This window comes from Streptomyces sp. NPDC057697, assembly GCF_042799335.1.
GTDB lineage: Bacteria > Actinomycetota > Actinomycetes > Streptomycetales > Streptomycetaceae > Streptomyces.
On the sequence record NZ_JBHVJA010000008.1, the window covers coordinates 66,685 to 88,046 of the forward strand.

General features: G+C 72.5%; 14 protein-coding genes. 10 read left to right on the forward strand and 4 right to left on the reverse strand.

What is annotated here, in order from left to right; genetic code table 11:
• Positions 1–10 precede the first annotated feature (10 nt).
• Positions 11–985, reverse strand: coding sequence for an ABC transporter permease subunit (locus ACFVFH_RS21250; protein WP_383770940.1), 975 nt, complete (start codon positions 983–985; stop codon positions 11–13).
• A complete protein-coding gene (locus ACFVFH_RS21255; protein WP_383770942.1) occupies positions 982–1,926 on the reverse strand; it encodes an ABC transporter ATP-binding protein in 945 nt (314 codons plus the stop codon). The genes ACFVFH_RS21250 and ACFVFH_RS21255 overlap by 4 nt, the downstream gene beginning before the upstream one ends.
• 205 nt (positions 1,927–2,131) lie before the next feature.
• On the opposite strand from ACFVFH_RS21255, the gene ACFVFH_RS21260 reads away from it, so the two are divergent.
• The 5 genes from ACFVFH_RS21260 to ACFVFH_RS21280 all read left to right on the forward strand — a co-directional run bounded on the left by ACFVFH_RS21260 (position 2,132) and on the right by ACFVFH_RS21280 (position 9,199).
• Entirely contained in the window at positions 2,132–2,965 is an 834-nt protein-coding gene (locus ACFVFH_RS21260; RefSeq protein ID WP_383770944.1) for a M55 family metallopeptidase, read from the forward strand.
• Positions 2,958–4,301 (forward strand): M20/M25/M40 family metallo-hydrolase, encoded by a 1,344-nt coding sequence (locus tag ACFVFH_RS21265; protein ID WP_383770947.1) that lies wholly within the window; start codon positions 2,958–2,960, stop codon positions 4,299–4,301. Before ACFVFH_RS21260 ends, ACFVFH_RS21265 begins: the two co-directional genes overlap by 8 nt.
• A gap of 21 nt (positions 4,302–4,322) precedes the next feature.
• A complete protein-coding gene (locus tag ACFVFH_RS21270) occupies positions 4,323–6,302 on the forward strand; it encodes an LpqB family beta-propeller domain-containing protein (RefSeq protein WP_383771530.1) in 1,980 nt (659 codons plus the stop codon).
• Positions 6,299–7,243, forward strand: coding sequence for an LD-carboxypeptidase (locus ACFVFH_RS21275; RefSeq protein ID WP_383770950.1), 945 nt, complete (start codon positions 6,299–6,301; stop codon positions 7,241–7,243). Before ACFVFH_RS21270 ends, ACFVFH_RS21275 begins: the two co-directional genes overlap by 4 nt.
• Before the next feature lie 126 nt (positions 7,244–7,369).
• Positions 7,370–9,199, forward strand: coding sequence for a CocE/NonD family hydrolase (locus tag ACFVFH_RS21280; RefSeq protein ID WP_383770953.1), 1,830 nt, complete (start codon positions 7,370–7,372; stop codon positions 9,197–9,199).
• 60 nt (positions 9,200–9,259) lie between these two features.
• Here ACFVFH_RS21280 and ACFVFH_RS21285 read toward each other — a convergent pair whose 3' ends face one another.
• The gene (locus ACFVFH_RS21285) at positions 9,260–10,414 is read right to left on the reverse strand and encodes a LacI family DNA-binding transcriptional regulator (protein WP_383770956.1); all 1,155 of its coding nucleotides are present in this window, start codon (positions 10,412–10,414) and stop codon (positions 9,260–9,262) included.
• 259 nt (positions 10,415–10,673) lie between these two features.
• Between ACFVFH_RS21285 and ACFVFH_RS21290 the strand changes: the two genes are divergently transcribed.
• From ACFVFH_RS21290 to ACFVFH_RS21305, 4 genes are read left to right on the forward strand one after another with little or no spacing between them, the layout of a single operon-like run.
• The gene (locus tag ACFVFH_RS21290; RefSeq protein ID WP_383770959.1) at positions 10,674–12,086 is read left to right on the forward strand and encodes an ABC transporter substrate-binding protein; all 1,413 of its coding nucleotides are present in this window, start codon (positions 10,674–10,676) and stop codon (positions 12,084–12,086) included.
• Positions 12,087–12,142: 56 nt separating this feature from the next.
• Complete coding sequence (locus ACFVFH_RS21295) at positions 12,143–15,328, forward strand: sugar-binding protein (protein WP_383770961.1); 3,186 nt, start codon at positions 12,143–12,145, stop codon at positions 15,326–15,328.
• Entirely contained in the window at positions 15,325–16,386 is a 1,062-nt protein-coding gene (locus ACFVFH_RS21300) for an oligogalacturonate lyase family protein (RefSeq protein WP_383770964.1), read from the forward strand. Before ACFVFH_RS21295 ends, ACFVFH_RS21300 begins: the two co-directional genes overlap by 4 nt.
• Before the next feature lie 56 nt (positions 16,387–16,442).
• The gene (locus ACFVFH_RS21305) at positions 16,443–17,018 is read left to right on the forward strand and encodes a GNAT family N-acetyltransferase (RefSeq protein ID WP_383770967.1); all 576 of its coding nucleotides are present in this window, start codon (positions 16,443–16,445) and stop codon (positions 17,016–17,018) included.
• A 22-nt stretch (positions 17,019–17,040) separates the two neighbouring features.
• Here the strand turns inward: ACFVFH_RS21305 and ACFVFH_RS21310 are convergent, their stop codons facing one another.
• Positions 17,041–18,606, reverse strand: coding sequence for a hypothetical protein (locus tag ACFVFH_RS21310; RefSeq protein ID WP_383770970.1), 1,566 nt, complete (start codon positions 18,604–18,606; stop codon positions 17,041–17,043).
• A 423-nt stretch (positions 18,607–19,029) separates the two neighbouring features.
• Between ACFVFH_RS21310 and asnB the strand changes: the two genes are divergently transcribed.
• Positions 19,030–20,877, forward strand: coding sequence for an asparagine synthase (glutamine-hydrolyzing) (gene asnB, locus ACFVFH_RS21315; protein WP_383770973.1), 1,848 nt, complete (start codon positions 19,030–19,032; stop codon positions 20,875–20,877).
• Positions 20,878–21,362 lie beyond the last annotated feature (485 nt).

Genomic DNA, 21,362 nt, shown 5'->3' on the forward strand with positions numbered 1-21,362 from the left:
CCGGCGGGCGCTAGAGGGGGCGACGGGACACCCGCCACAGGACGAAGGCGGTGAGGACGACAGTACCCGCGAGCAGGATGCCCGCCCCGGTCCACTGCATGGCCGCCATCTGGTCGAAGCCGAGGTACTCGTAGACGTTGTTGACGATGCCGTGGTTCTTGACGCACGCGTCGGAGGCGGCCTCGGTCTCCTTGGAGCACAGGCCCCAGCCGTACAGACGGCCGTCGGCGGAGCCGATCCAGCGGTCCACCTCCAGTGACTCGTGCAGCCGCGAGGGCATGTCCGCGTCGAGCGGGTAGACGAGCGTGCGGGTCGGGGCGAGGTGGACGATCATCCGGTCGAAGAAGACGCCGAACCCCGAGGCGAGGACGAAGGCGATCGCCATGGACGTGAGGACCCGGCGGACCAGCACACCGATGGTGATGCCGGCGGCGGTCAGGAAGAGACAGAGCGCGGGGAGCATGGGGCCGGTGGCATCGAAGATCGCGCCGTCCGACCACGAGCTGGGGAACACCGAACGGTAGGGCTTCCACCACCAGGTGAACAGCGCCGAGAGCACCGCACCGGTCAGGAGCACGCCCGCGTAGCACCAGACGAACTTCGTCGTCACCCAGCGCAGCCGGGAGACCGACTGGGTGGTGACCAGCTGCGCGGTGCCCTGTTCCTGGTCCCCCGCGATCAGCGGGGCGCCGACGAAGACGGCGAGGATCAGCGGCAGCATGCCCAGCGCGCTGACGAGGAGGTCCGTGCTGCCCGACTCGAACGACGGCTGCGCCAGCTCCTTCTGAGGCCAGCCCGCGGCGTCCAGGAAGTCCTTCATGCTGCCGCGCTCGTAGACGAGCCAGATCGAGCCGAGGACCAGCAGGGCCAGCAGGCTGAACAGCATGGCCCGGTGCTGGCGCACCACGAGCCAGCTCAGCCCGCGCAGCAGCCGGGGCCCGGGGGCGCGCTCCGTGCGGGGCGCGTCGGTCAGGGTGGTGCTCATGAGGTGTGGCTCCCTTCGGCCTCGGAACGGGCACCGGGTGTGAACAGCGGGGGCACGTCCGGCGAGCGGAGATGCGCCAGCAGCACCTCCTCCAGGCTGGGTTCGGCCACGACCCAGTCGGGCGACAGGGGACCGTTCACCCGCACCAGCGCGTGGAACTGCCTGCCCTGGACCCGGCACTCGACCACGGTGTGCGGAGCGAGCGCGGCGGCCAGGTCCCCCTCCGGGGCGAGCCCGGTCACCAGCGCGTGGGCCGGGACGAGCGCGTCCGCGTCGCCCGCCATCCGGATGCTGCCGCCCGCGAGCACGAGCAGGTAGTCGCACATGTCCTCCAGCTCGGAGAGCATGTGCGAGGACATCACCACGGTCGTGCCGCGCTCGACGGCCTCCGACATCAGCATGGTGCTCATGTCGTGGCGGGCCAGTGGGTCGAGGTCGGACATCGGCTCGTCGAGCAGCAGCAGATCGGGCCGCTTGCCGAAGGCCAGCGCGAACGCCACACGGGTGCGCTGGCCGCCGGAGAGCGTGCCGACGCGGGCGTTCATCGGCACCTGGCCCGACCGTACGATCCGCTCGGCGGCGGCCGCGTCCCAGCCGGGGTTGAGCTCGGCGCCCATGCGCAGCGTCTCGGCCACGGTGAACCGCTTGAACAGCGGCTTGTCCTGCCCGAGGAAAGCGAACTTCGGCATCACCCCGGGGTCGTCCACGGGGACGCCGAAGATCCGGAGGTCGCCCTCCGTGGGCTGCACCTGACGGGTCGCGATGCCCAGCAGTGTGCTCTTCCCGGCTCCGTTGGGGCCGACGAGTCCGCAGATCCGGCCGGCCGGCAGCCGGAACGAGACGTCCCGCAGCGCCGGGCCGCGACGGTAGCGCTTGCCCAGGCCCCGGGCCTCCAGGGCCCACGCGCCGGACGTGCCGTCCGCAGTGAATGTGCCTGCCATGCACTTCCCTCAATTCCATTAGTCAATTAATGGAATCATGGTCTGGGACAGTGGAATGTGTCAAGGCGCGCAGGGCGCCGCCGCGCGGCGGGTGTCCGTGATGCACCTGTTGGGGGCCTGCGTGTCACTCTCTTCGGAGGACTGGACCATTGAACGTCTCCGGGGCTCTGGCCTGGCGGTTCTCGGGCGCGTAGCGTGACCCGGCATGAAGATCCTGATCAGCGCGGACATGGAAGGCGCCACCGGTGTGACCTGGCCGGCCGACGTACTGCCGGGCACACCCCAATGGGAGCGGTGCCGCGCCATGTTCACCTCCGACGTGAACGCGGCGGCGCTCGGTTTCTACGACGGCGGCGCGGACGAGGTCCTCGTCAACGAGGCCCACTGGTCCATGCGCAACCTCCTGCTGGAGCGGCTCGACGAGCGGGTCCAGATGCTCACCGGCCGGCACAAGTCCCTCTCCATGGTCGAGGGCATCCAGCACGGGGACGTCGACGCCATCGCCTTCGTCGGCTACCACACGGGCGCCGGTGCGGAGGGGGTCCTCGCCCACACCTATCTGGCGAACTCCATCACCGGGGTCTGGCTCAACGGCGCCCGCGCGAGCGAGGGACTGCTCAACGCGCATGTGGTGGCCGAATACGGTGTGCCCGTCGTCCTCGTCACCGGCGACGACCTGACCTGCGTGGACGCGCAGGCGTACGCCCCCCGGGCCCGCAAGGTCGCGGTCAAGGACTACGTGTCGCGGTACGCGGCGGTCTGCCGCACCCCGGCCCGTACCGCGGCGGACATCCGCGCCGCGGCGAAGGACGCCACCGTGCTCGCCGAGCGGCACACCCCGGTGGAGGGCGGCCCCTTCACCATCGAGCTGGAGTTCGACGCCGCACACCTGGCCCAGGCGGCCACCGTCGTCCCGGGCGTGGCGGCCGGCGGCGAACGGCGCGTCGCCTACACCAGCGCGACGATGTACGAAGGTATCCGCACGTTCAAGGCGGTGACGACGATCGTGTCGTCCGCCGTGGAGGAGCAGTATGGCTGAGGCGACCGGTACCCAGGACGGCGTCGACCGGCAGGCGCTCGACGAATCGGTGACGTTCACCTCCGAGCTGATCCGGATCGACACCACCAACCGGGGCGGCGGCGACTGCCGGGAGCGCCCGGCCGCCGAGTACGTCGCCGAGCGGCTCGCCGCCGCCGGACTGGAACCCGCCCTGCTGGAGCGGACCCCCGGACGCACCAACGTGGTCGCCCGGATCCCCGGCACCGACCCGTCCGCCGACGCGCTCCTCGTCCACGGCCACCTCGACGTGGTCCCCGCCGAGGCGGCCGACTGGACCGTGCACCCCTTCTCCGGCGAGGTCCGGGACGGCGTCGTCTGGGGCCGCGGCGCCATCGACATGAAGAACATGGACGCGATGGTCCTGGCCGTCGTACGCGCCTGGGCGCGGGCCGGGGTCCGGCCCCGCCGCGACATCGTCATCGCGTACACCGCCGACGAGGAGGCCAGCGCCGACGACGGCTCCGGCTTCCTCGCCGACCAGCACGCGGACCTCTTCGAAGGCTGCACCGAGGGCATCAGCGAATCCGGCGCCTTCACCTTCCACGCCGGGCCCGACCTGCCGCTCTACCCCATCGCCGCCGGGGAACGCGGCACCGCCTGGCTGAAGCTCACCGCCCACGGCAAGGCCGGGCACGGCTCCAAGGTCAACAAGGCCAACGCGGTCAGCGCACTCGCCGCCGCCGTCGCCCGGATCGGCGAGCACACCTGGCCCGTCCGGCTCACCCCGACGGTCCGCGCCGCACTCACCGAGATCGCCGCGCTGCACGGCATCCACCCCGACCTCGACGCCCCCGGCTTCGACGTGGACGAACTGCTCGGCAAGCTCGGCCCCGCCGCCGACCTGGTCGCACCGACCATACGCAACAGCTCCAACCCGACCATGCTGGAGGCCGGGTACAAGGTCAACGTGATCCCGGGCCGCGCCACCGCCTTCATCGACGGACGGATGGTGCCCGGCGGCGAGGACGAGTTCCACGCCACCCTGGACCGGCTCACCGGCCCCGACGTCGACTGGGAGTTCCACCACCGCGAGGTCCCGCTCCTGGCCCCGGTCGACTCGCCGACCTTCGCGAAACTGCGCGCCGCCATCGAACGCTTCGACCCGGCCGGCCACACCGTGCCGTACTGCATGTCGGGCGGCACGGACGCCAAGCAGTTCTCCCGGCTCGGCATCACCGGCTACGGCTTCTCGCCGCTGAAGCTGCCCGTCGGCTTCGACTACCAGGCGCTGTTCCACGGAGTCGACGAACGGGTCCCCGTCGAGGCCCTGCACTTCGGCGTCCGGGTCCTGGACCACTATCTGCGTACTGCCTGACCGCTACAGGGGGAATCGATGATGCTGCCCACCGGGGCCTACGGAACCTGGCCCTCACCGATCGACGCCGCGCTCGCCGCCTCCCACGACGGGCGCCCGGAGTACGTCTCCACCGTCGGCGACGAGGTCTGGTGGACCGAGCCGCGCCCCGCGGAGGCGGGCCGCCGCGCCCTGGTCCGCCGCCGCGCGGACGGGGAGACCGTACCCGTGCTGCCCGCCCCGTGGAACGTGCGGAGCCGGGTCATCGAGTACGGCGGCGTGCCCTGGACCGGGACCGCGCGGGCCGAGGGCGGCCCGCTGATCGTCTTCGTCCACTTCGCCGACCAGCGGCTGTACGCCTACGCCCCGGACGGGCCCGACGAGCCCCGGCCGCTCACCCCGGTCTCGGCCGTCGGCGGCGGGCTGCGCTGGGCCGATCCGCGGCTCCACCCCGACCGGGGCGAAGTCTGGTGCGTCCTGGAGGAGTTCACCGGCGAGGGCCCCACCGAACTGCGCCGGGTGATCGTCGCCGTACCCCTGGACGGCTCCGCCGCCGAGGACCGCACCGCGGTACGCGAACTCAGCGACGACGGCCACCGGTTCGTCACCGGGGCGAAGGTCTCGCCCGACGGCCGGCGGGCCGCCTGGATCGCCTGGGACCACCCCCGGATGCCGTGGGACGGCACCGAGGTGATGCTCGCGGACATCGCCGAGGACGGCACCTTCCACCGCACCCGGGTCCTCGCCGGCGGCCCCGAGGAGTCGGTGCCGCAGATCGAGTGGGACGCCGGCGGACATCTGCTCCTCGCCAGCGACCGCAGCGGCTGGTGGAACCTCTACCGCGCCGACCCGGACGGGGACACGGTCGCGCTCCACCCCGGCGAGGAGGAGTTCGCCGGACCGCTCTGGAAGATCGGCCTCAGCTGGTTCCGGCCGCTGGACAACGGCCTGATCGCCACCGTCCACGGCAGGGGCACCACCGCGCTCGGCATCCTCGACCCGCAGACCGGCGAACTGGCCGACGCCGCCGGGCCCTGGACCGAGTGGGCCGAGACGCTCGCCGTGCACGGCAGCCGGGTCATCGGCGTGGCGGCGAGCCCGTACAGCGCCTTCGAAGTGGTGGAGCTGGACACCGCGACCGGCCGCACCCGCGTCATCGGGGCGCCGCACCGGGACGCCGTCGACCCCGCGTACTACCCCCGGCCCGAACAGCGCACCTTCACCGGGCCGGGCGGACGCGAGATCCACGCCCACGTCCACCCGCCGCACAGCCCCGACCGGACCGGCCCCGAGGACGAACGGCCGCCCTACGTGGTCTGGGCGCACGGCGGCCCCACCGGCCACGCCGCACTCGTACTCGACCTGGAGATCGCCTACTTCACCTCGCGCGGCATCGGCGTCGCCGAGGTGAACTACGGCGGCTCGACCGGCCACGGCCGGACCTACCGCAACCGGCTGCGCGAACAGTGGGGCGTCGTCGACGTCGAGGACTGCGCGGCCGTCGCCGAGGCGCTGGCCGACGAGGGCACGGCCGACCGCCGCAGGCTCGCCATCCGGGGCGGCAGCGCAGGCGGCTGGACCACCGCGGCCTCACTGACCGGCACCGACGTCTACGCCTGCGGGACCGTCATCTACCCCATCCTCGACCTGACCGGCTGGGGCACCGGCGAGACCCACGACTTCGAATCGCGGTACCTGGAGTCCCTGGTGGGCCCCATCACCGAGGTGCCCGGCCGCTACCGCGAACGCTCGCCGATCAGCCGCACCGACCGGCTGACCACGCCCTTCCTCCTGCTCCAGGGGCTGGACGACCCGATCTGCCCGCCCGTCCAGTGCGAACGCTTCCTCGCCGCGCTCGACGGAAAGGGCGTCCCGCACGCGTACCTGACCTTCGAGGGCGAGGGGCACGGCTTCCGGCGCGCCGACACCATGGTCCGCGCCCTGGAGGCCGAACTCTCCCTGTACGCGCAGACCTTCGGGCTCGACCGCACCGACGTCCCGGCCCTGGAGCTGAAGAAGTGACCCTCGCACCGCTGACCCGCCCCGCCCGGCTGCGCCCGGGAGCCAGGATCGCCGTCGTGTCACCGAGCGGACCGGTACCGGCCGACCGGCTGGAGGCGGGCCTGGACGTCCTGCGCGGCTGGGGCCTGGAGCCCGTCGAAGCACCCCATGCGCGCCAGGTCCACCACGGGCTCGACTATCTCGCGGGGACCGACGAGCAGCGGGCCGGGGACCTCCAGCGGGCCTGGTGCGACCCCACGGTGGACGCGGTGATCTGCGCCCGCGGCGGGTACGGCGCGCAGCGGATGGTCGACCTGGTCGACTGGGCGGCGATGCGCGCGGCGGGGCCCAAGGTGTTCATCGGCTACAGCGACATCACCGTGCTCCACGAGGCGTTCGCGCGGCGCATGGGGCTGGCCACCCTGCACGGTCCGATGGCCGGAACCGAGACCTTCCTCAAGGACCCGGACACCCAGGAGTCCCTGCGGGCCACCCTGTTCGAGCCCGCGTCGGTACGGAGCCTCGGTCTGCCCACCGCGCGGGCACTGGTCCCCGGCAGGGCCCGCGGCATCACCTACGGCGGCTGTGTGAGCCTGCTCGCCGCCGAACTCGGCACCCCGCACGCCCGGACCTCGGCGCGGGGCGGGCTGCTGGTGATCGAGGACACCACCGAGGACCCGTACGGCATCGACCGCATCCTCACCCAACTGCTGCGGGCCGGGGCGCTCGACGGGGTGGCCGGGGTGGTCTGCGGCTCCTGGGCGGGCTGCGGTCCCTACGAGCAGGTGCGGGCCGTGCTCACCGACCGGCTCGCCCCGCTGGGCGTTCCCGTCGTCGAGGAACTGGGGTTCGGGCACGGGCCGACGGCGCTCACCATTCCGCTCGGAGTGCCCGCGGTGCTGGACGCCCCGGCCGACGGCGGCCCCGCCACCCTCACGGTGGAGGTGCCCGCGCTGCGCTGAACGAGGGCGTATCGCAAAGAAGTTGAGCATGGTTCAGGAAACGCCGCCCTGAACGTTGACATCACTATGACACGTGTCACAGCATGAGCGCGGTCTGTTGCTTACCGGCCGGTAAGGCGCCCTCGTGTGGAGGTCCTCGTGTCGCGTGCTGTTCCCCGCCCCCGGTCCGGGTACCGGACGCTCTCCCGGAAGTCCGCCGCGGTCGTGGCCGGAGCCGCGCTCGCCGCACCGCTGCTCCTCGCGGGCGCGGCGCGCGCGACCGCCGCCGACGCGGGCCAGTACGGCGTCACCCCGCTGAAGTTCACCGTCCGGGCGGGCGACCGCTCCTGCACCGTGGACGCGGATCTGTACCGGCCCGCCGGGGTCGACGCCCGGCACCCGGCCCCCGCCGTGCTCGCCACCAACGGCTTCGGCGGCAGCAAGTCGGACGGCTCGACCGACGCCATCGGCAAGGCCTTCGCCTCCCGCGGCTACGTCGGCCTCGTCTACTCCGGCCTCGGCTTCGGCAAGTCGGGCTGCCTCATCACCCTCGACGACCCGGCCGTCGACGGCCGGGCGGCGTCCGCCCTCGTCGACTTCCTCGCCGGGACCCGCGCCGCCGACGACGGCACCAGGGCCGACTACGTCACCCGGGACGGCGGCGACGACCCCAGGGTCGGCATGATCGGTGGCTCCTACGGCGGTGCCGTCCAGCCGGCCGCCGCGGCCGTCGACCCGCGGATCGACGCCCTCGTGCCGCTGATCACCTGGAACGACCTGGCGTACTCGCTCGCCCCGAACAACGCCGACGCCCGCGAGGGCGTCTCGTCCGACACACCCGGGGTCTTCAAGTGGCAGTGGACCGACGGCTTCTATCTGCTGGGGGAGGGGCAGACGGTGCTCAACGCGAGCCTGGACCCGTCCCGGTTCAACGGTCTCACCTGTCTGCACTTCGCGTCACGGGCCTGCGACACCATCCGGCTGCTCAACTCCGGCCGCTACCCGGCGGACCGGACCGCCGCGATGCTCGACTACGCGCGCAGCGTGTCACCCGTCGACCACCTCGGCAAGGTCAAGGCGCCCACCCTGCTCGTCCAGGGCCAGACCGACACCCTGTTCAACCTGAACGAGGCCACCGCCAGTTACGAGAAGCTCAAGGCGCAGGGCACCACGGTCAAGATGATCTGGCAGGCATGGGGGCACAGCGGCGGACAGGTACCCGGCGAACTCGACCTGGGCCAGGGCAATCTGGAGACCAGCTACGTCGGACAGCGCGTCCTCGCCTGGTTCGACCGCTACCTCCGGCACCGGAAGAACACCGACACCGGCCCCGAGTTCGCCTACTACCGTGACTGGCACAGCGGTTACGGCACGGCCGACTCGGTGCCCGCCCTCACGCAGAAGGTCTACCTGTCCGGCGACGGCAAGCTCGTCGGTGACCGCTCCGAGGTCGTCCGGGGCAGCCGCCAGTACGCCAACTGGCTGATTCCCACCAGCCATTCGGAGAGCTCGCTGGCCGGTCTCGTCGGACTGCCCGACCCTCGGCCCTACGACACCAAGGGCACCTACCTCGGCTGGACCAGCGCCCCGCTGACGGCCCCCGTCGATGTGGTCGGCGCGCCGAAGGCCACCCTGAAGGTCGTCTCGCCGAAGACGGAGCGGGTGCAGAACAGCGGCGATGCCGCCGACAAGCTCGTCCTGTTCGCCAAGGTCTACGACGTGGCCCCGGACGGCGGCAGGACCCTCGTGAACCGGCTGGTCGCCCCGGTGCGGGTGCCGGACGTCACCCGCTCGTTCACCGTGCGGCTCCCTGGCATCGTCCACCGCTACGAAGCCGGGCACCGGCTGGAGTTCGTGATCGCGGCGAGCGACGACGCGTACTTCGGCAACCGGGGGATCAAGCCGGTCACGGTGGTCAGCGCTCCCGAGGACACCGGGGTGCTGGAGCTGCCGGTGGTCGGCGGCCGGCTGAAGTGACACGGCCCGGCCGCGTCCGGAGCCCGTCGGGCGACCGGTCGGAAGTCACCTGACAGGCTCTCAGGCGGGCCGGGCCCCATCTGCCCCGACCACCCGCAGATACGCCTGCGCGGAGTCGCGCGTCCGGATCTCGACGGGCAGCAGGACATGCCGCACCTCGTGCGGACCGTCCGGGTTCCGGATGCGCTGCGCGAGCAGTTCCATCGCCCGGCGGCCCATCTCGCGGGAGGGGAGGCGGGCGGCGGCGACCGTCAGGGGGAGCAGGTCGAAGGGCCCGGCGTCGTCCATGCCGGCCAGTTCGATCTGACCGGGCACTTCGAGACCGAGGACGGAGAGGTCCCGGGCGGCGTGCGCCAGGGTGTGGCCGTTGGCGCAGAGCAGGACGGTGGGCGGCTCCGGGCGGTCGAGGAAGGCCGAGAGCATGCTCAACCGCCGTTCGTCGGGCAGCTTGTGATAGGTCGTCAGGGCGGTGAGCTCGGGCGATACCGGGATGCCGTGCTTGCGCAGCGCCTGGACGTGCCCGGTGAGCCGCTCCGCCACGCTGGTGACGTCGGTCTCGTCCCAGAGCGTGGCGATCCGGCGGTGGCCGCGCTCGACGAGGTGTTCGGTGAGCCCGAATCCCACCGCGTAGTTGTCGAAGACGACGGCATCGCTCGGGGATTCGGGGTGGTAGCGGTCGATCATGACGACGGGGACGCCGCACCGGGTGAGTTCGGCCAGGGCCGGAGAGTCCGAGCCGCTGTCGATGGGATAGAGCACCACGCCGCCGGCGCCCGTCTGCAGGGCCAGCCGTAGCGCCTGCTCCTCGGCCTGCTTCGAGCCCTTGGAGTTCGACAGGAACATCCGCAGCCCCTCCTCGCCGCAGACGGACTCGATGCCATCGAGAACGGTGGACTGGTGCGGGCCCTGCCCGTGCATCACACAGGCGACCGAGCGTTCACGCGCCCCCGTTCCGGTGCCGGTCGGTGGTGAGCTCCGCTCGGCCACGAACGTCCCGCGCCCCCGCTGCCGCACCAAGTACCCCTCGGCCACCAGCTCGTTGAGGGCCCGCACCGCGGTCGTGGAGCTGACGCCGAACCGCTCGCGGACCTCGCGCTGGCTGATGAAGGGCTGATCGGGTTCGTAGGCGCCCCGGTCGATGTCCGCGACCAGATCCCGCTTCACCATCCGGTAGAGCGGTTCCTGGCCCATGCCGGCGCGCTCGGCCTCGATCATGCTGCCCCCATCGTCCACCGACTCGTTCTCCGACTTCCTGACACGTTAACGCGCTAAGGGTAACTCCGGTTCGCTGCCGAGCAGAAGACGCCCCGAGGCCGGGGCGCGGAGTGGTGCACGGGGACGAGTAACAGCGTGCCTGATGTGTTAACTGCACGAACTTCGGCCTCGCAGCAGGTGAGTTCGTCGCAACACCTTTACGCGTTAACGCGCTATTGCTAGCTTCTGCCCAGCCCGATCCGCATACAGGGGAGCCGTGATGACCGAACCCGCACACAGACTGGCCGACAGCCGGACGAAGGGCCGACGACGAGGGCTCGTCGCCCTCGGGACGGCAGCGCTGCTGGTCGTCTCCCTCGCCGCCTGCGGGGGCGGAGGCGCGAGCGGGAAGAGCGCGGACGGCCGGACGGAGATCACCGTCTCGGGCATGCCGCCGACCACCCTGCCGGCCGGCCGCAAGGACTTCCTCGCCCAGGTCGCGGCCTTCGAGAAGGCCAACCCGGGCATCAGGATCAAGCCGACCGACGCGCTGTGGGACGCCAAGACCTTCCCCGCACGGCTCGCTTCCGGCCGACTGGAGACCGTCTTCCGGGTGCCGCTGACCTACCCGCCGGAGATGATCGAACGGCACCAGATCGCCGACCTCAGCAAGGAGGTCGAAGCCCTGCCGCACGGAGCGGAGTTCGACAAGCGGCTGCTCGCCCCGGCCACGGACTCCGACGGGAGGATCTACGGCATTCCCACCGAGGTGTACTCCGTCGGCCTGGTCTACAACCGCGAGCTGTTCAGCCGGGCCGGCCTCGACCCCGACAAGCCGCCCGCCACCTGGGACGAGCTGCGCACCGCGGCCAGGACGATCACGGACCGGACCGGTGTCGCCGGCTTCGGCATGCACACCACCGACAACACCGGCGGCTGGATGCTGACCACCATGACGTACTCCTACGGCGGCCGGATGGAGAAGGAGGTGGGTGGCAAGCAGGTCACCGCCTTCCAGGAGGGCCCGACCGCCAAGGCCCTCGGCCTGCTGAAGGCCATGCGGTGGACCGACGGGTCGATGGGCAAGCAGCACCTGCGCGGCACCGACGACCTGACCCGCGACTTCGCGGGCGGGAAGGTCGCCATGCTGCTGGGCTCGCCCAGCACGTACGGCGCCTATGTCTCCAAGTTCCACGGCAGACCCGACGCGTACGGACAGGCGCCGCTCCCTTCCGGGGGCGAGAAGGCCACCCTCCTCGGCGGCGGTGTCGCCGTCGTCTCGCCGAAGGCGGACGCGGCGCAGCGCACCGCCGCGGCGAAGTGGATCGACTTCTTCTATCTGCGGACCAAGTACGACCCCGCGTCGGCCGCCGAGCGCACCGCGCAGGTCGCCGCCGACAAGAACCCCGCCGGAGTGCCCGGCCTCCCGTTCTACGACGCGAAGGTCTCCGGGCCTGCCGCCGCCGCCGAACGCGAGCACTCCAACGTACCGCTGAAGAACTTCGCCCCCTATGTGAACAGCCTCGGCACCACCGAGTACGTCGTCGAACCACCCGTCGCCGCCCAGGAGTTGTACGCCGCACTGGACAGCGCCGTGCAGGCCGTACTGACCCGGGAGGACGCCGACCCGGCCGCCGAGCTGGAGAAGGCGGACCGGCGGGTCGGCACGGCCCTCGACCGGTCGCAGCGGTGAGGCCGTCGCCATGGACGGTCCAGCAGCCCGACAGCCCCACGAGAGGGGACCTCGCGATGTCCGAAGCACCACCGAGAAGAACGCTCACCCGGCTGCGCCGCGCGCTCACGACGCTCGCCGTCGCGGCCCTGGCGGCCACCCTGGTGCAGGCGCCCGCCGCCGCACCGGCCCACGCCCGGCCGGCCCGCGCCACCGCCGTGCTCGGCGCGCAGCCCGTGTACGAAGGGATCGAACGGGCCTGGCCCGGCGACCGTGACAAGGACCCCGCCCACGCGGTGCGCGAGCAGGCGGGACGGAGCTGCTGGACGATGTCCGGCGATCCCTACAACCGGTATCTGTACGTCGATGTGGCGGCCGGCGCCGTCCCCGCCGGGGCGAAACGGGCCGTGGTCACGGTCGACTACTTCGACGCGGGCGCGATCGGCATGGGGCTCCAGTACGACTCGCAGTCCAACGCCTTCACCGGTGTGTCCGGTCCGCAGCTGAAGGGCACCGGGACCTGGCGCAGCCGGCAGTTCGAACTCGGCGACATCCGGTTCGCCAACCGTGCCAACGGGGCCGACTTCCGGATCGATGTCCAGGCGACCGCCGAGAACATGCCCCCGGTCTGTTTCAGCCGGATAGCCGTCGAGTTCACCGACGCCCCGCTGCTCGACATCACCTCGCGCCGCCTGCTCTTCACCCAGGGCACGGACCAGGGCCCGATCACCTTCGCCTCCGCGGCCGACCGGATCGACTGGACCATCGGCGACCCCGGCGGCGTCCCGCTGAAGTCCGGTACGGCGCAGGTCACCGACGGCGGGGCCGCCCTCGACATCAGGGATCTCGGTCCCGGCTACTACACGCTCACCGCCACCGCCGACTCCGGCGCCCCGGTGACCCGGACCACCTCCTTCGGAGTCGTCGCACCGCTGCCCGCCAAGGACCCGTACTACGCCGTGGCCCTGCACTACGGATGGCAGCCCGGCTGGGAGGACACCCTGCTCGACTCCGCCGCCACGGTGGGCTGGAGCCAGGTCAGATCCGATGTCAACTGGGCGGTGGAGAAGCAGAAGGGCGTCTACGACTTCGGGGCCTACCCCCTCGACGCCGGGCTGAAGAACGCGGCGGAGCGCGGCATCAGGACCATGCCGATCCTCGGCTACCGCAACCCGCTCTACGACGGCGGCAAGACCCCCAGCTCACCCGAGGGACTGGCGGCCTTCGCCAGGTTCGGCGCGGCGGCGGCCGCCGCCTACGCCCCGTACACCAAGGACTTCGCCGTCTACAACGAGTTCAACGGGACCGGGTTCAACGACGGGGCCTGCGGCATCACCGCCGCCTGCTACATCGACATGATCAAAGCGGTGAAGCAGGCCATGCCGGACGCCAATGTGGTGGGCCCCACCTCGGCCGGCACCCAGCTCGCCTGGCACGACGACTTCATCGCCCGCGGCGGCCTGGACCACCTCGACACCTTCAGCGTCAACTACTACGCGGGCGCGGGCGACGGCCCCGGCACGCCGCCGGAGGAGATCAAGGCGCTCGGGGAGTTCGCGCAGCTGGTGAAGAAGGTCGAGGCGCGCAAGAAGATGCCGGTCTGGGTCACCGAGAACGGCTGGCCCACGAACACCGGCGGCTGGAGCGAGTCCCAGCAGGCCGACTACCTGATCCGCGCCCAGACGCTGGCCCGCGCGGCCGGGGCCGACAAGTACTTCTGGTACGACCTCCTCGACGACGGCGACAACCCCGGTGACCGCGAGCACCGCTTCGGCCTGTTCCACCGCGCCGGGAACGGCGTCCAGGGCCTGGCCCCCAAGCCCGCCGCCGTCTCCAACGCCGTCCTCATCCGCCAGACGGCGGGCAAGCGGCTCGGCGCCCGGGAGAGCGCGGGCGACCCGGCCGTCCACGTCTACCCGTACGGCACCACCACCCGTTCCCTGTGGGCCACTTCGCCGAAGACGGTCTCGGTCCGCACCGACAAGCCCCTGACGCTGACCGACCAGTTCGGCAAGCGGAGCACGCTCGTCCCGAACGCCGGGCGCGTCACGCTCGGCCTCGACGGCAGCCCCGTCTTCCTCGAAGGCCCGGTCGCCGGGGTCACGGTCACGGACTCGCCGCTCTGGCTGAGCACGCCCGAGCAGTCGGTCACCGGCGCCGCCCTGAAGGTCACCCTCACCGCGGACCGCACCAAGGCGGGCGCACTGCCCCGATGGCTGCCGGTCACGATCGACGGCGTGCACACCGTGCTGAGGACCCGGGCGGGCGCGAAGACCTCGGTCACGGTGAAGCTGCCCGCCACCGCGACCACCGGCGTGCGCGACGTCAGTGCCTCCCTCGGGGGCCTGGCCCGGCTGCGCACCACGACCAGGGTGGTCGAGCCGTACACCGTGACCGGGCGGCCCGACATCCGGCGGACGGGCGGAGGCCTCACGGTGAGGATCACCAACAACGACCCGGACCGGGCGCTGGCGCCCGCGCCGGTGGGCTGGCGCGTCGGGCCCTGGACGGGGACCCTCGCGGACCCGGGCCCGGTCCCGGCCGGGAAGTCGTCCGAGAGGACGGTCGAACTCCCCGCCGAAGTGCGGCAGTTCGTGCCCTATGCCTACTCCGTGACGACCGGTGACGCCACCGACTCGGGCTCGCTCAGCCTCAGCCCGGTCGAGCCCGCGGGCGCCACCACGCTCGCCCCGACGGACCTGGGCTCCACGGGGAACTGGGTGGGTCTGCGGGGCGGCACCAGGACCGGCCCCGAGGATCTCTCCGGGACGATCCGCTACACCCACACGGACCAGAAGCTGATCCTGGACGCGGTCATCAAGGACGACGTGCACCACGCGGACCGGACGGACCCTTCGGCGGCCTGGCAGGCCGACTCCCTCCAGTACGACCTGTACTCGGACTTCCCCGGCACGCCCGGTGGCAACCGGGTGGAGGTCGGCGCGGCACTGCTGCCGAGCGGGCCCACCGCCTACACCTGGGCCGCCCCGCCGGGGCAGCAGGCCGGGCCCACACCGGGCGCGGAGGTCTCCGCCGTACGGGACGAGCAGGCCGGGACCACCACCTACCGGCTGGCCGTCCCCTGGACCTCGCTCGGGTTCGACCGCCCGCCCACCAAGACGTTCGGACTCTCCTTCCTCGTCAACGACGCCGACGCGAGCACCGCCACGGACGCGCGCGACGGCTACCTCGAATGGGGTGCCGGGGTGGGGGCCTCGCCCAAGAACCCCGCCCTGTTCCGGTCCGTGAGGCTGGTGCGATGACGCCTCTGGTCACCGGTGCGCATCTGCCCTATCCGCACACCAACGGATTCCACGCCGACGGCGAACGGCTGGTGCTGACCCGGTACGCACCGGCCACCGGCGCCCTCGGGCTCACCAGCGTCCGCTGGCGCGACGGGGAGCGGGCCGCCCGCCCGCTCTACGAGCCGGAGCCGGGAACCACGGGGCCGGGGCAGTTGCTCTGGCCCGATGTCGCCCTGGCCGCCGAGCGGATGGCCTGGGTCTGGAACGACGCCCTCCATGTCCTCGACCTGGACTCCGGCGCCCCCGAGCGGCTGTACACGGCCGCCCGGGGGCACACCCTCCAGGACCTCTGCTCCCTGACGGCGGCGGGGGACCGGGTGGTGGTGATGGAACAGCCCGCGGGCCGGGAGCATCCGGTGACCTGTCTGGAGATCTCGGTGGCCACCGGGCGGGCCGACGAACTGTTCGGCACGGACTGGTTCGCCAACCATCCGGCGCACAGCCCGTACGACGAGTCGTGGCTGGCCTTCGCCCATGAAGGGCCCGCCCGGGAGGTCCCGGACCGGATCTGGGCCCGGCACCCCGCACGGGCACCGCGGGGCCGTCGCGTCCTGGACCAGTCGACGGACGGCGGCACGCTCGCCGTGGGCCACGAGCGCTGGATGTTCCACGACCTGGGCGCCGTGGTCTGCGCGTACGGCGAGAGCGAGGCGGGGCCGCGCGGTCTGTACGCGGTCCACCCGGACGGCCGGGCGGCCCGCCTGGTCAGCGAGGGGGAGCGGGACTGGCACTGCGACATCAGCCGCGACGGACGGTGGGCCGTGGTCGACACGACCGGTCCGCTCGACGGGCCGGGCCGGGGCTGGCAGAACGCCGGGCAGGTCTCCGACATCGTGCTCGTCGACATGACGACGGGCGCCCGTACGCCCCTGGCCCGGACTGCCGCCGACCGCCACCCCCGGCACCCGCACCCGGTGTTCACGCCCGACGGCTCCGCCGTCCTCTACAACCACGGTGACCCGTCGACCGGCGAGGTGGCGGTCGTCCGGGTGCCCGTGCCGGAGCCGGTGCCCTGAGGGCGGCTGACCGTGCGCCCGGCCCGGCAGCGGGGAGGAGCGCTTAAGCTGGCCCGATGTCTGAGAGCGACTGTCTGGCCGTGGGGCGGCGCGCGGCGATCCGCCCCTTCACCCCCGCCGATGCCGAGGAGTTCACCAGCCGGGTGCGGGAGAGCCGGGACCTGCACAGCCCCTGGCTCTTCCCGCCCGCGGACGCCCGCGCGTACGCCGCCTACGCGGGCCGCCTGATCGACGACCCCACGAAGGCGGGCTTCCTCGTCTGCGAACGCGGTGGCGGGGACGGACCCGACGGTGGGCCCGTGGGCGGGATCGCGGGGTTCATCAACATCAACAACATCGTCGGGGGCGCGTTCCGCTGCGGCGCGCTCGGATACGGGGTCTTCGCCCACGCGGTGGGACGCGGCCTGATGAGCGAGGGCCTCGGCCTGGTGCTGCGCTACGCCTTCGGGCCGCTCGGACTGCACCGGCTGGAAGCCAACATCCAGCCCGGCAACGAGGGTTCGCTCGCCCTGGTCCGGCGGGCCGGATTCCGTCTCGAAGGGCTCTCGCCGGACTTCCTCTTCATCGAAGGGGCCTGGCGCGATCACGAACGGTGGGCCATCACCGCCGAGATGGTCGACGAGCGGGCCTGAGGGCCGCCCCGGCCGGGGCGGTTCAGCAGTGGCCGGGCGTGGAGAACACACGGATGCGCGCCCCGGTGACCGTTCGGTCGGCGCACTGCTCGAAGAACTCGTCGAGGGTGGCCCGCTTCACCGCCTCGCGGGCGTCCGGCTCCAGCGGCCGGCCCTCGGGATCGCCGACGACCACGAGGCGTTCCTCGGCCAGCATGCGTGCCCGGATCGCGGCGGGCGGCAGTTCCCGGCCGAAGAGGGTGCCGGACTCGACCGGTGTCCGGGCCAGGGCGAGGTCGGACAGGGCCCGGAAGTCGTCCGGGCGGACCAGCGTCCACACCCGTCTGCGGTACGGAGTGAACAGCAGCCCGTCGCCCGGCCCGGCGGTCTCCCGGACCGTCCGGGCGATGGCGCCGACATCGTTCTCGCGGCTCTCCGGCCGCCGCAGCGCGACGCTCACGGGGACGAGCGCGGCGAGCACCGCCGCCAGGCCCACCGCACAGGTCGTCCGCCGCACGGCACCGCCGGCCCCGGCCCACGGGCCGAGCCGGTCCAGCGCGGAGCCGGTCAGGAGCGCGAAGCCGACCGTCGAGGCCAGCACGTACCGGTCCACGTACAGCGCGTGCAGCGGGCTCGCCAGCATCAGCAGGGCGGTGGGCAGGATCAGCAGCGGGAGCGCCAGCTCGGGCAGGGGCACCGGGCCGCCCGAGGGGCGGGCGCCGGGCGGGAGCCGGGGCAGCCGGGCCAGGACGGCGCCCAGCAGGGCCGTCGCCACGAAGCCGAGCACGGCCCCGGCGTCCGGGGCGCCGATCCAGTCCACCTGCGCGGACTGCGTGGTACTGAACATGGCCGGCGGCAGCATCACGGCGACCATCCCGCCCGCCGTGACGCTCCACGCCCGCCGCACCGGAGCCGCCGACCGCGCCCGGAAGGCGGTCACCCCATGGGCGAGGAGCATCAGGACGGCCAGTTCATGGAGCAGGCAGGCCGTCAGCATCACCGCGCCGTAGGCCACCCAGCCCCGCCGCCGCGGCCGGGAGAGGGCGCCGACGAGGAGACAGCTCGCCCAGGTGACCAGGGCACAGACCAGGGCGTAGGACCGGCCCTCCTGGGCGTACCGCTGCACCGCGGGCAGCAGCGGGAACACCAGACCCGCCAGCAGACCGGCCCGCGTCGTGGCGAGCCGCTGCCCGAGCCGGGCGATGCCGGCCGCCGCCGCGGCGACCGCCAGCACCGACGGCAGCCGCAGCGCGACCAGGCCGCCGTCCCAGAGGGCGAACACCCCGTGCATCAACAGGTAGTACAGACCGTGCACCACATCGACATGGCCCAGGGTGTGCCAGATCTGCGGCACGGTGCGGTGTGCCATGGCGGAGGTGACCGCCTCGTCGCCCCACAGGGTGTCCTGGCGGCGGATCCCCCAGACCCCGACGAGCAGGGCCGACAGAGCCGGGACCCACGGGGTCCATCGGCGCGGGCTGCTCGCGGGAGGCGGCGGGAGGTGCTCCGTCGTCGCGGCGGCCGGGGCGCGGGGCGTGTGCCGGATGAGAGAGATGACGTGCTCCGTCCGGTGGGGCCCGTGCCGGCCGCGGCGGGTCCGGGGGAGCATAGCGTGATCGCGCGGTCACGCGTCGGAGTGCCAGGCGGTGGCGCGAGCCGGGCGGACGGCGCCGCCGCGCCGGGTCCCGCACGGGCCCGCGAAGGCGGTCCACCCCACTGGGCGACCCGGTTGGCCAAGTCTTTGCCGATGGCCGGATCGGGACCCCGTGAACGGCGCGCGAGCCGTCCCCACAAGGGCTTCGGAGCAAGGGGCTCCGTACAGGAACCGGAAAACCGCGGCCGAAAGTATGGGGAACCCGCAGCCGTGGAGGTAACGGTCGTGTTGACCGTACGCAATCGCAGGCAGACGCTCGTCATATAGCTGCTGAATACAACTGGTTCTGCCGGGCCCCTGTCCTCGGCACGCCGCCCGTGGCGGGGAGGCACCGTGCGTACGAGGCTTCTCCGGCGGGACCGGATCGGGAGGACGCATATGTGTGGCATCACCGGCTGGGTCTCGTTCGACCACGATCTGCGGGCGGCCGAGGCGGTCACGACGCTCGACGCCATGACGGAGACCATGTCCTGCCGGGGCCCCGACGACCGGGGGACGTGGACCGACGCCCACGCCTCGCTCGGACACCGGCGGCTCGCGATCATCGACCTGCCCGGCGGACGCCAGCCCATGACCGTCGACACACCCGAGGGGGCGGTCGCGCTCGTCTACTCCGGTGAGGCGTACAACTTCACCGAACTCCGCGAGGAGCTGGCCTCCCGCGGGCACCGGTTCATCACCGACTCGGACACCGAGGTGGTGCTGCGCGGCTACCTGGAGTGGGGCGAGGCCCTGGCCGAGCGGCTCAACGGCATGTACGCCTTCGCGATCTGGGACGGCCGCCACGACCGGCTCGTCATGATCCGCGACCGGATGGGCGTCAAGCCCTTCTACTACTGGCCGACGCCCGACGGGGTGCTCTTCGGCTCGGAGCCCAAGGCCATCCTGGCCAATCCGCTGGCCCGGCCCCGGGTGACCCTCGACGGGCTGCGGGAGCTGTTCGCCCTCGTCAAGACCCCCGGCCACGCCGTATGGGACGGCATGTCCGAGGTGGAGCCCGGCACGGTCGTCACCGTGGACCGCGGCGGACTGCGGCGGCACGTCTACTGGCGGCTGGAGACCCGCCCGCACCCCGACGACCGGGACACCTCGGTCGCCACCGTACGGTCGCTCCTCGACGACATCGTGCGCCGTCAGCTGGTCTCCGACGTGCCCCGCTGCGTCCTGCTCTCCGGCGGACTCGACTCGTCGTCGGTCACCGCGCTCGCCGCCCGGCAGCTCGCCGAGAGCGGCGAGAAGGTCCGCACCTTCGCCGTCGACTTCGTGGGACGCACCGAGAACTTCGTCGCCGACGAACTGCGCACCACCCCCGACACCCCGTTCGTGCACGACGTGGCCGAGCAGTCGGGCACCATCCACCGCGACATCGTGCTCGACCCCGACACCCTCGCCGACCCGGAGGTGCGGGCCCGGATGATCCGGGCCCGGGACATCCCCATGGGCCTCGGAGACATGGACGCCTCGCTCTATCTGCTCTTCCGGGCCATCCGCGAGCACTCGACCGTCGCGCTGTCCGGCGAGTCCGCCGACGAGGTCTTCGGCGGCTACCTCCAGTTCTTCGACGAGCGGGCCCGCAACGCCGACACCTTCCCCTGGCTGGTGCGGTTCGCCGAAGACTTCGGCGAGGACTCGAACATACTCCGCGACGACCTCGGCCAGGCCCTCGACCTGGAGAAGTACGTTCGCGACAGCTACGAGACCGCCGTCGCCGGCATCGAACGCCTCGCGGGCGAGAGCGACTTCGAGTTCCGCATGCGCAGGATCTGCTACCTCCACCTGACCCGGTTCGTGCGTGTCCTGCTCGACCGGAAGGACCGCGCCAGCATGGCGGTCGGCCTGGAGGTCCGGGTGCCGTTCTGCGACCACCGGCTCGTCGAGTACGTCTACAACGCGCCCTGGGCCCTCAAGTCCTTCGACGGCAGGGAGAAGAGCCTGCTGCGCGAGGCCACCGCGGATGTGCTGCCCCGGTCGGTGTACGACCGGACCAAGAGCCCCTACCCGTCGACCCAGGACCCCAAGTACGCCACGGCCCTTCAGGAACACGCCCGTGCGCTGCTCGCCCGTCCGGACCACCGCGTGTTCGAACTCGTCGACCGCGACCGGCTCCGCACGGCGGTCGAGCACCACGCCCCCCAGATCACCTCGGCATCCCGCCGCGGCCTGGAACGCGCCCTGGACCTCGCCCTGTGGCTGGAGATGTACGAGCCCGAGCTGATCCTCGGCTGAGCGGCCGCGGGCGGCCTCCGCCCCGGTGCCGGTCACTCCGACTCGGTCAGCACCCCCTCGTAGGCGAGCCACTGGGCGAAGGAGTGCAGGCCGCGGGCCAGGCCCGTGGCGGGCGTCCAGCCGGGCGGCCGCACGGTGCCGGCCGGGGCGTGCCACCCCGGCCCGGCGTCCGGCGCCGCCCGCACCGGCACCGGCCGCACCGCGTCGTGCACGGCCTGCGCCAGTTCGGCCGCCGTGCACGGCTTCTCGGCGGCCACCACGATCTCGCGGCTCTCCGGCCGGGCCCGCAGCACCGCCCCGATCGCGTCGGCCAGGTCGTTCACATGCACGGGATACACCTCGGCGTCCGGGTCGCCCCCGGCCTCGACCGGCCGGCTGCGCAGCGCGTCCCACACCATGCGCCCGACCGGGGTGCGGCGCGAGCAGCCGGGACCGTAGAGCTCACCCACGCTCAGCGTGTACGGGACCGCCTCGCCGTGCGGCCG

Coding starts and splice junctions, on each gene's coding strand:
- ACFVFH_RS21250 (WP_383770940.1), bottom strand. CDS start 985: ATGAGCACCACCCTGACCGACGCGCCCCGCACGGAGCGCGCCCCCGGG.
- ACFVFH_RS21255 (WP_383770942.1), bottom strand. CDS start 1,926: ATGGCAGGCACATTCACTGCGGACGGCACGTCCGGCGCGTGGGCCCTG.
- ACFVFH_RS21260 (WP_383770944.1), top strand. CDS start 2,132: ATGAAGATCCTGATCAGCGCGGACATGGAAGGCGCCACCGGTGTGACC.
- ACFVFH_RS21265 (WP_383770947.1), top strand. CDS start 2,958: ATGGCTGAGGCGACCGGTACCCAGGACGGCGTCGACCGGCAGGCGCTC.
- ACFVFH_RS21270 (WP_383771530.1), top strand. CDS start 4,323: ATGCTGCCCACCGGGGCCTACGGAACCTGGCCCTCACCGATCGACGCC.
- ACFVFH_RS21285 (WP_383770956.1), bottom strand. CDS start 10,414: ATGATCGAGGCCGAGCGCGCCGGCATGGGCCAGGAACCGCTCTACCGG.
- ACFVFH_RS21290 (WP_383770959.1), top strand. CDS start 10,674: ATGACCGAACCCGCACACAGACTGGCCGACAGCCGGACGAAGGGCCGA.
- ACFVFH_RS21295 (WP_383770961.1), top strand. CDS start 12,143: ATGTCCGAAGCACCACCGAGAAGAACGCTCACCCGGCTGCGCCGCGCG.
- ACFVFH_RS21300 (WP_383770964.1), top strand. CDS start 15,325: ATGACGCCTCTGGTCACCGGTGCGCATCTGCCCTATCCGCACACCAAC.
- ACFVFH_RS21305 (WP_383770967.1), top strand. CDS start 16,443: ATGTCTGAGAGCGACTGTCTGGCCGTGGGGCGGCGCGCGGCGATCCGC.
- ACFVFH_RS21310 (WP_383770970.1), bottom strand. CDS start 18,606: ATGCTCCCCCGGACCCGCCGCGGCCGGCACGGGCCCCACCGGACGGAG.
- asnB (WP_383770973.1), top strand. CDS start 19,030: ATGTGTGGCATCACCGGCTGGGTCTCGTTCGACCACGATCTGCGGGCG.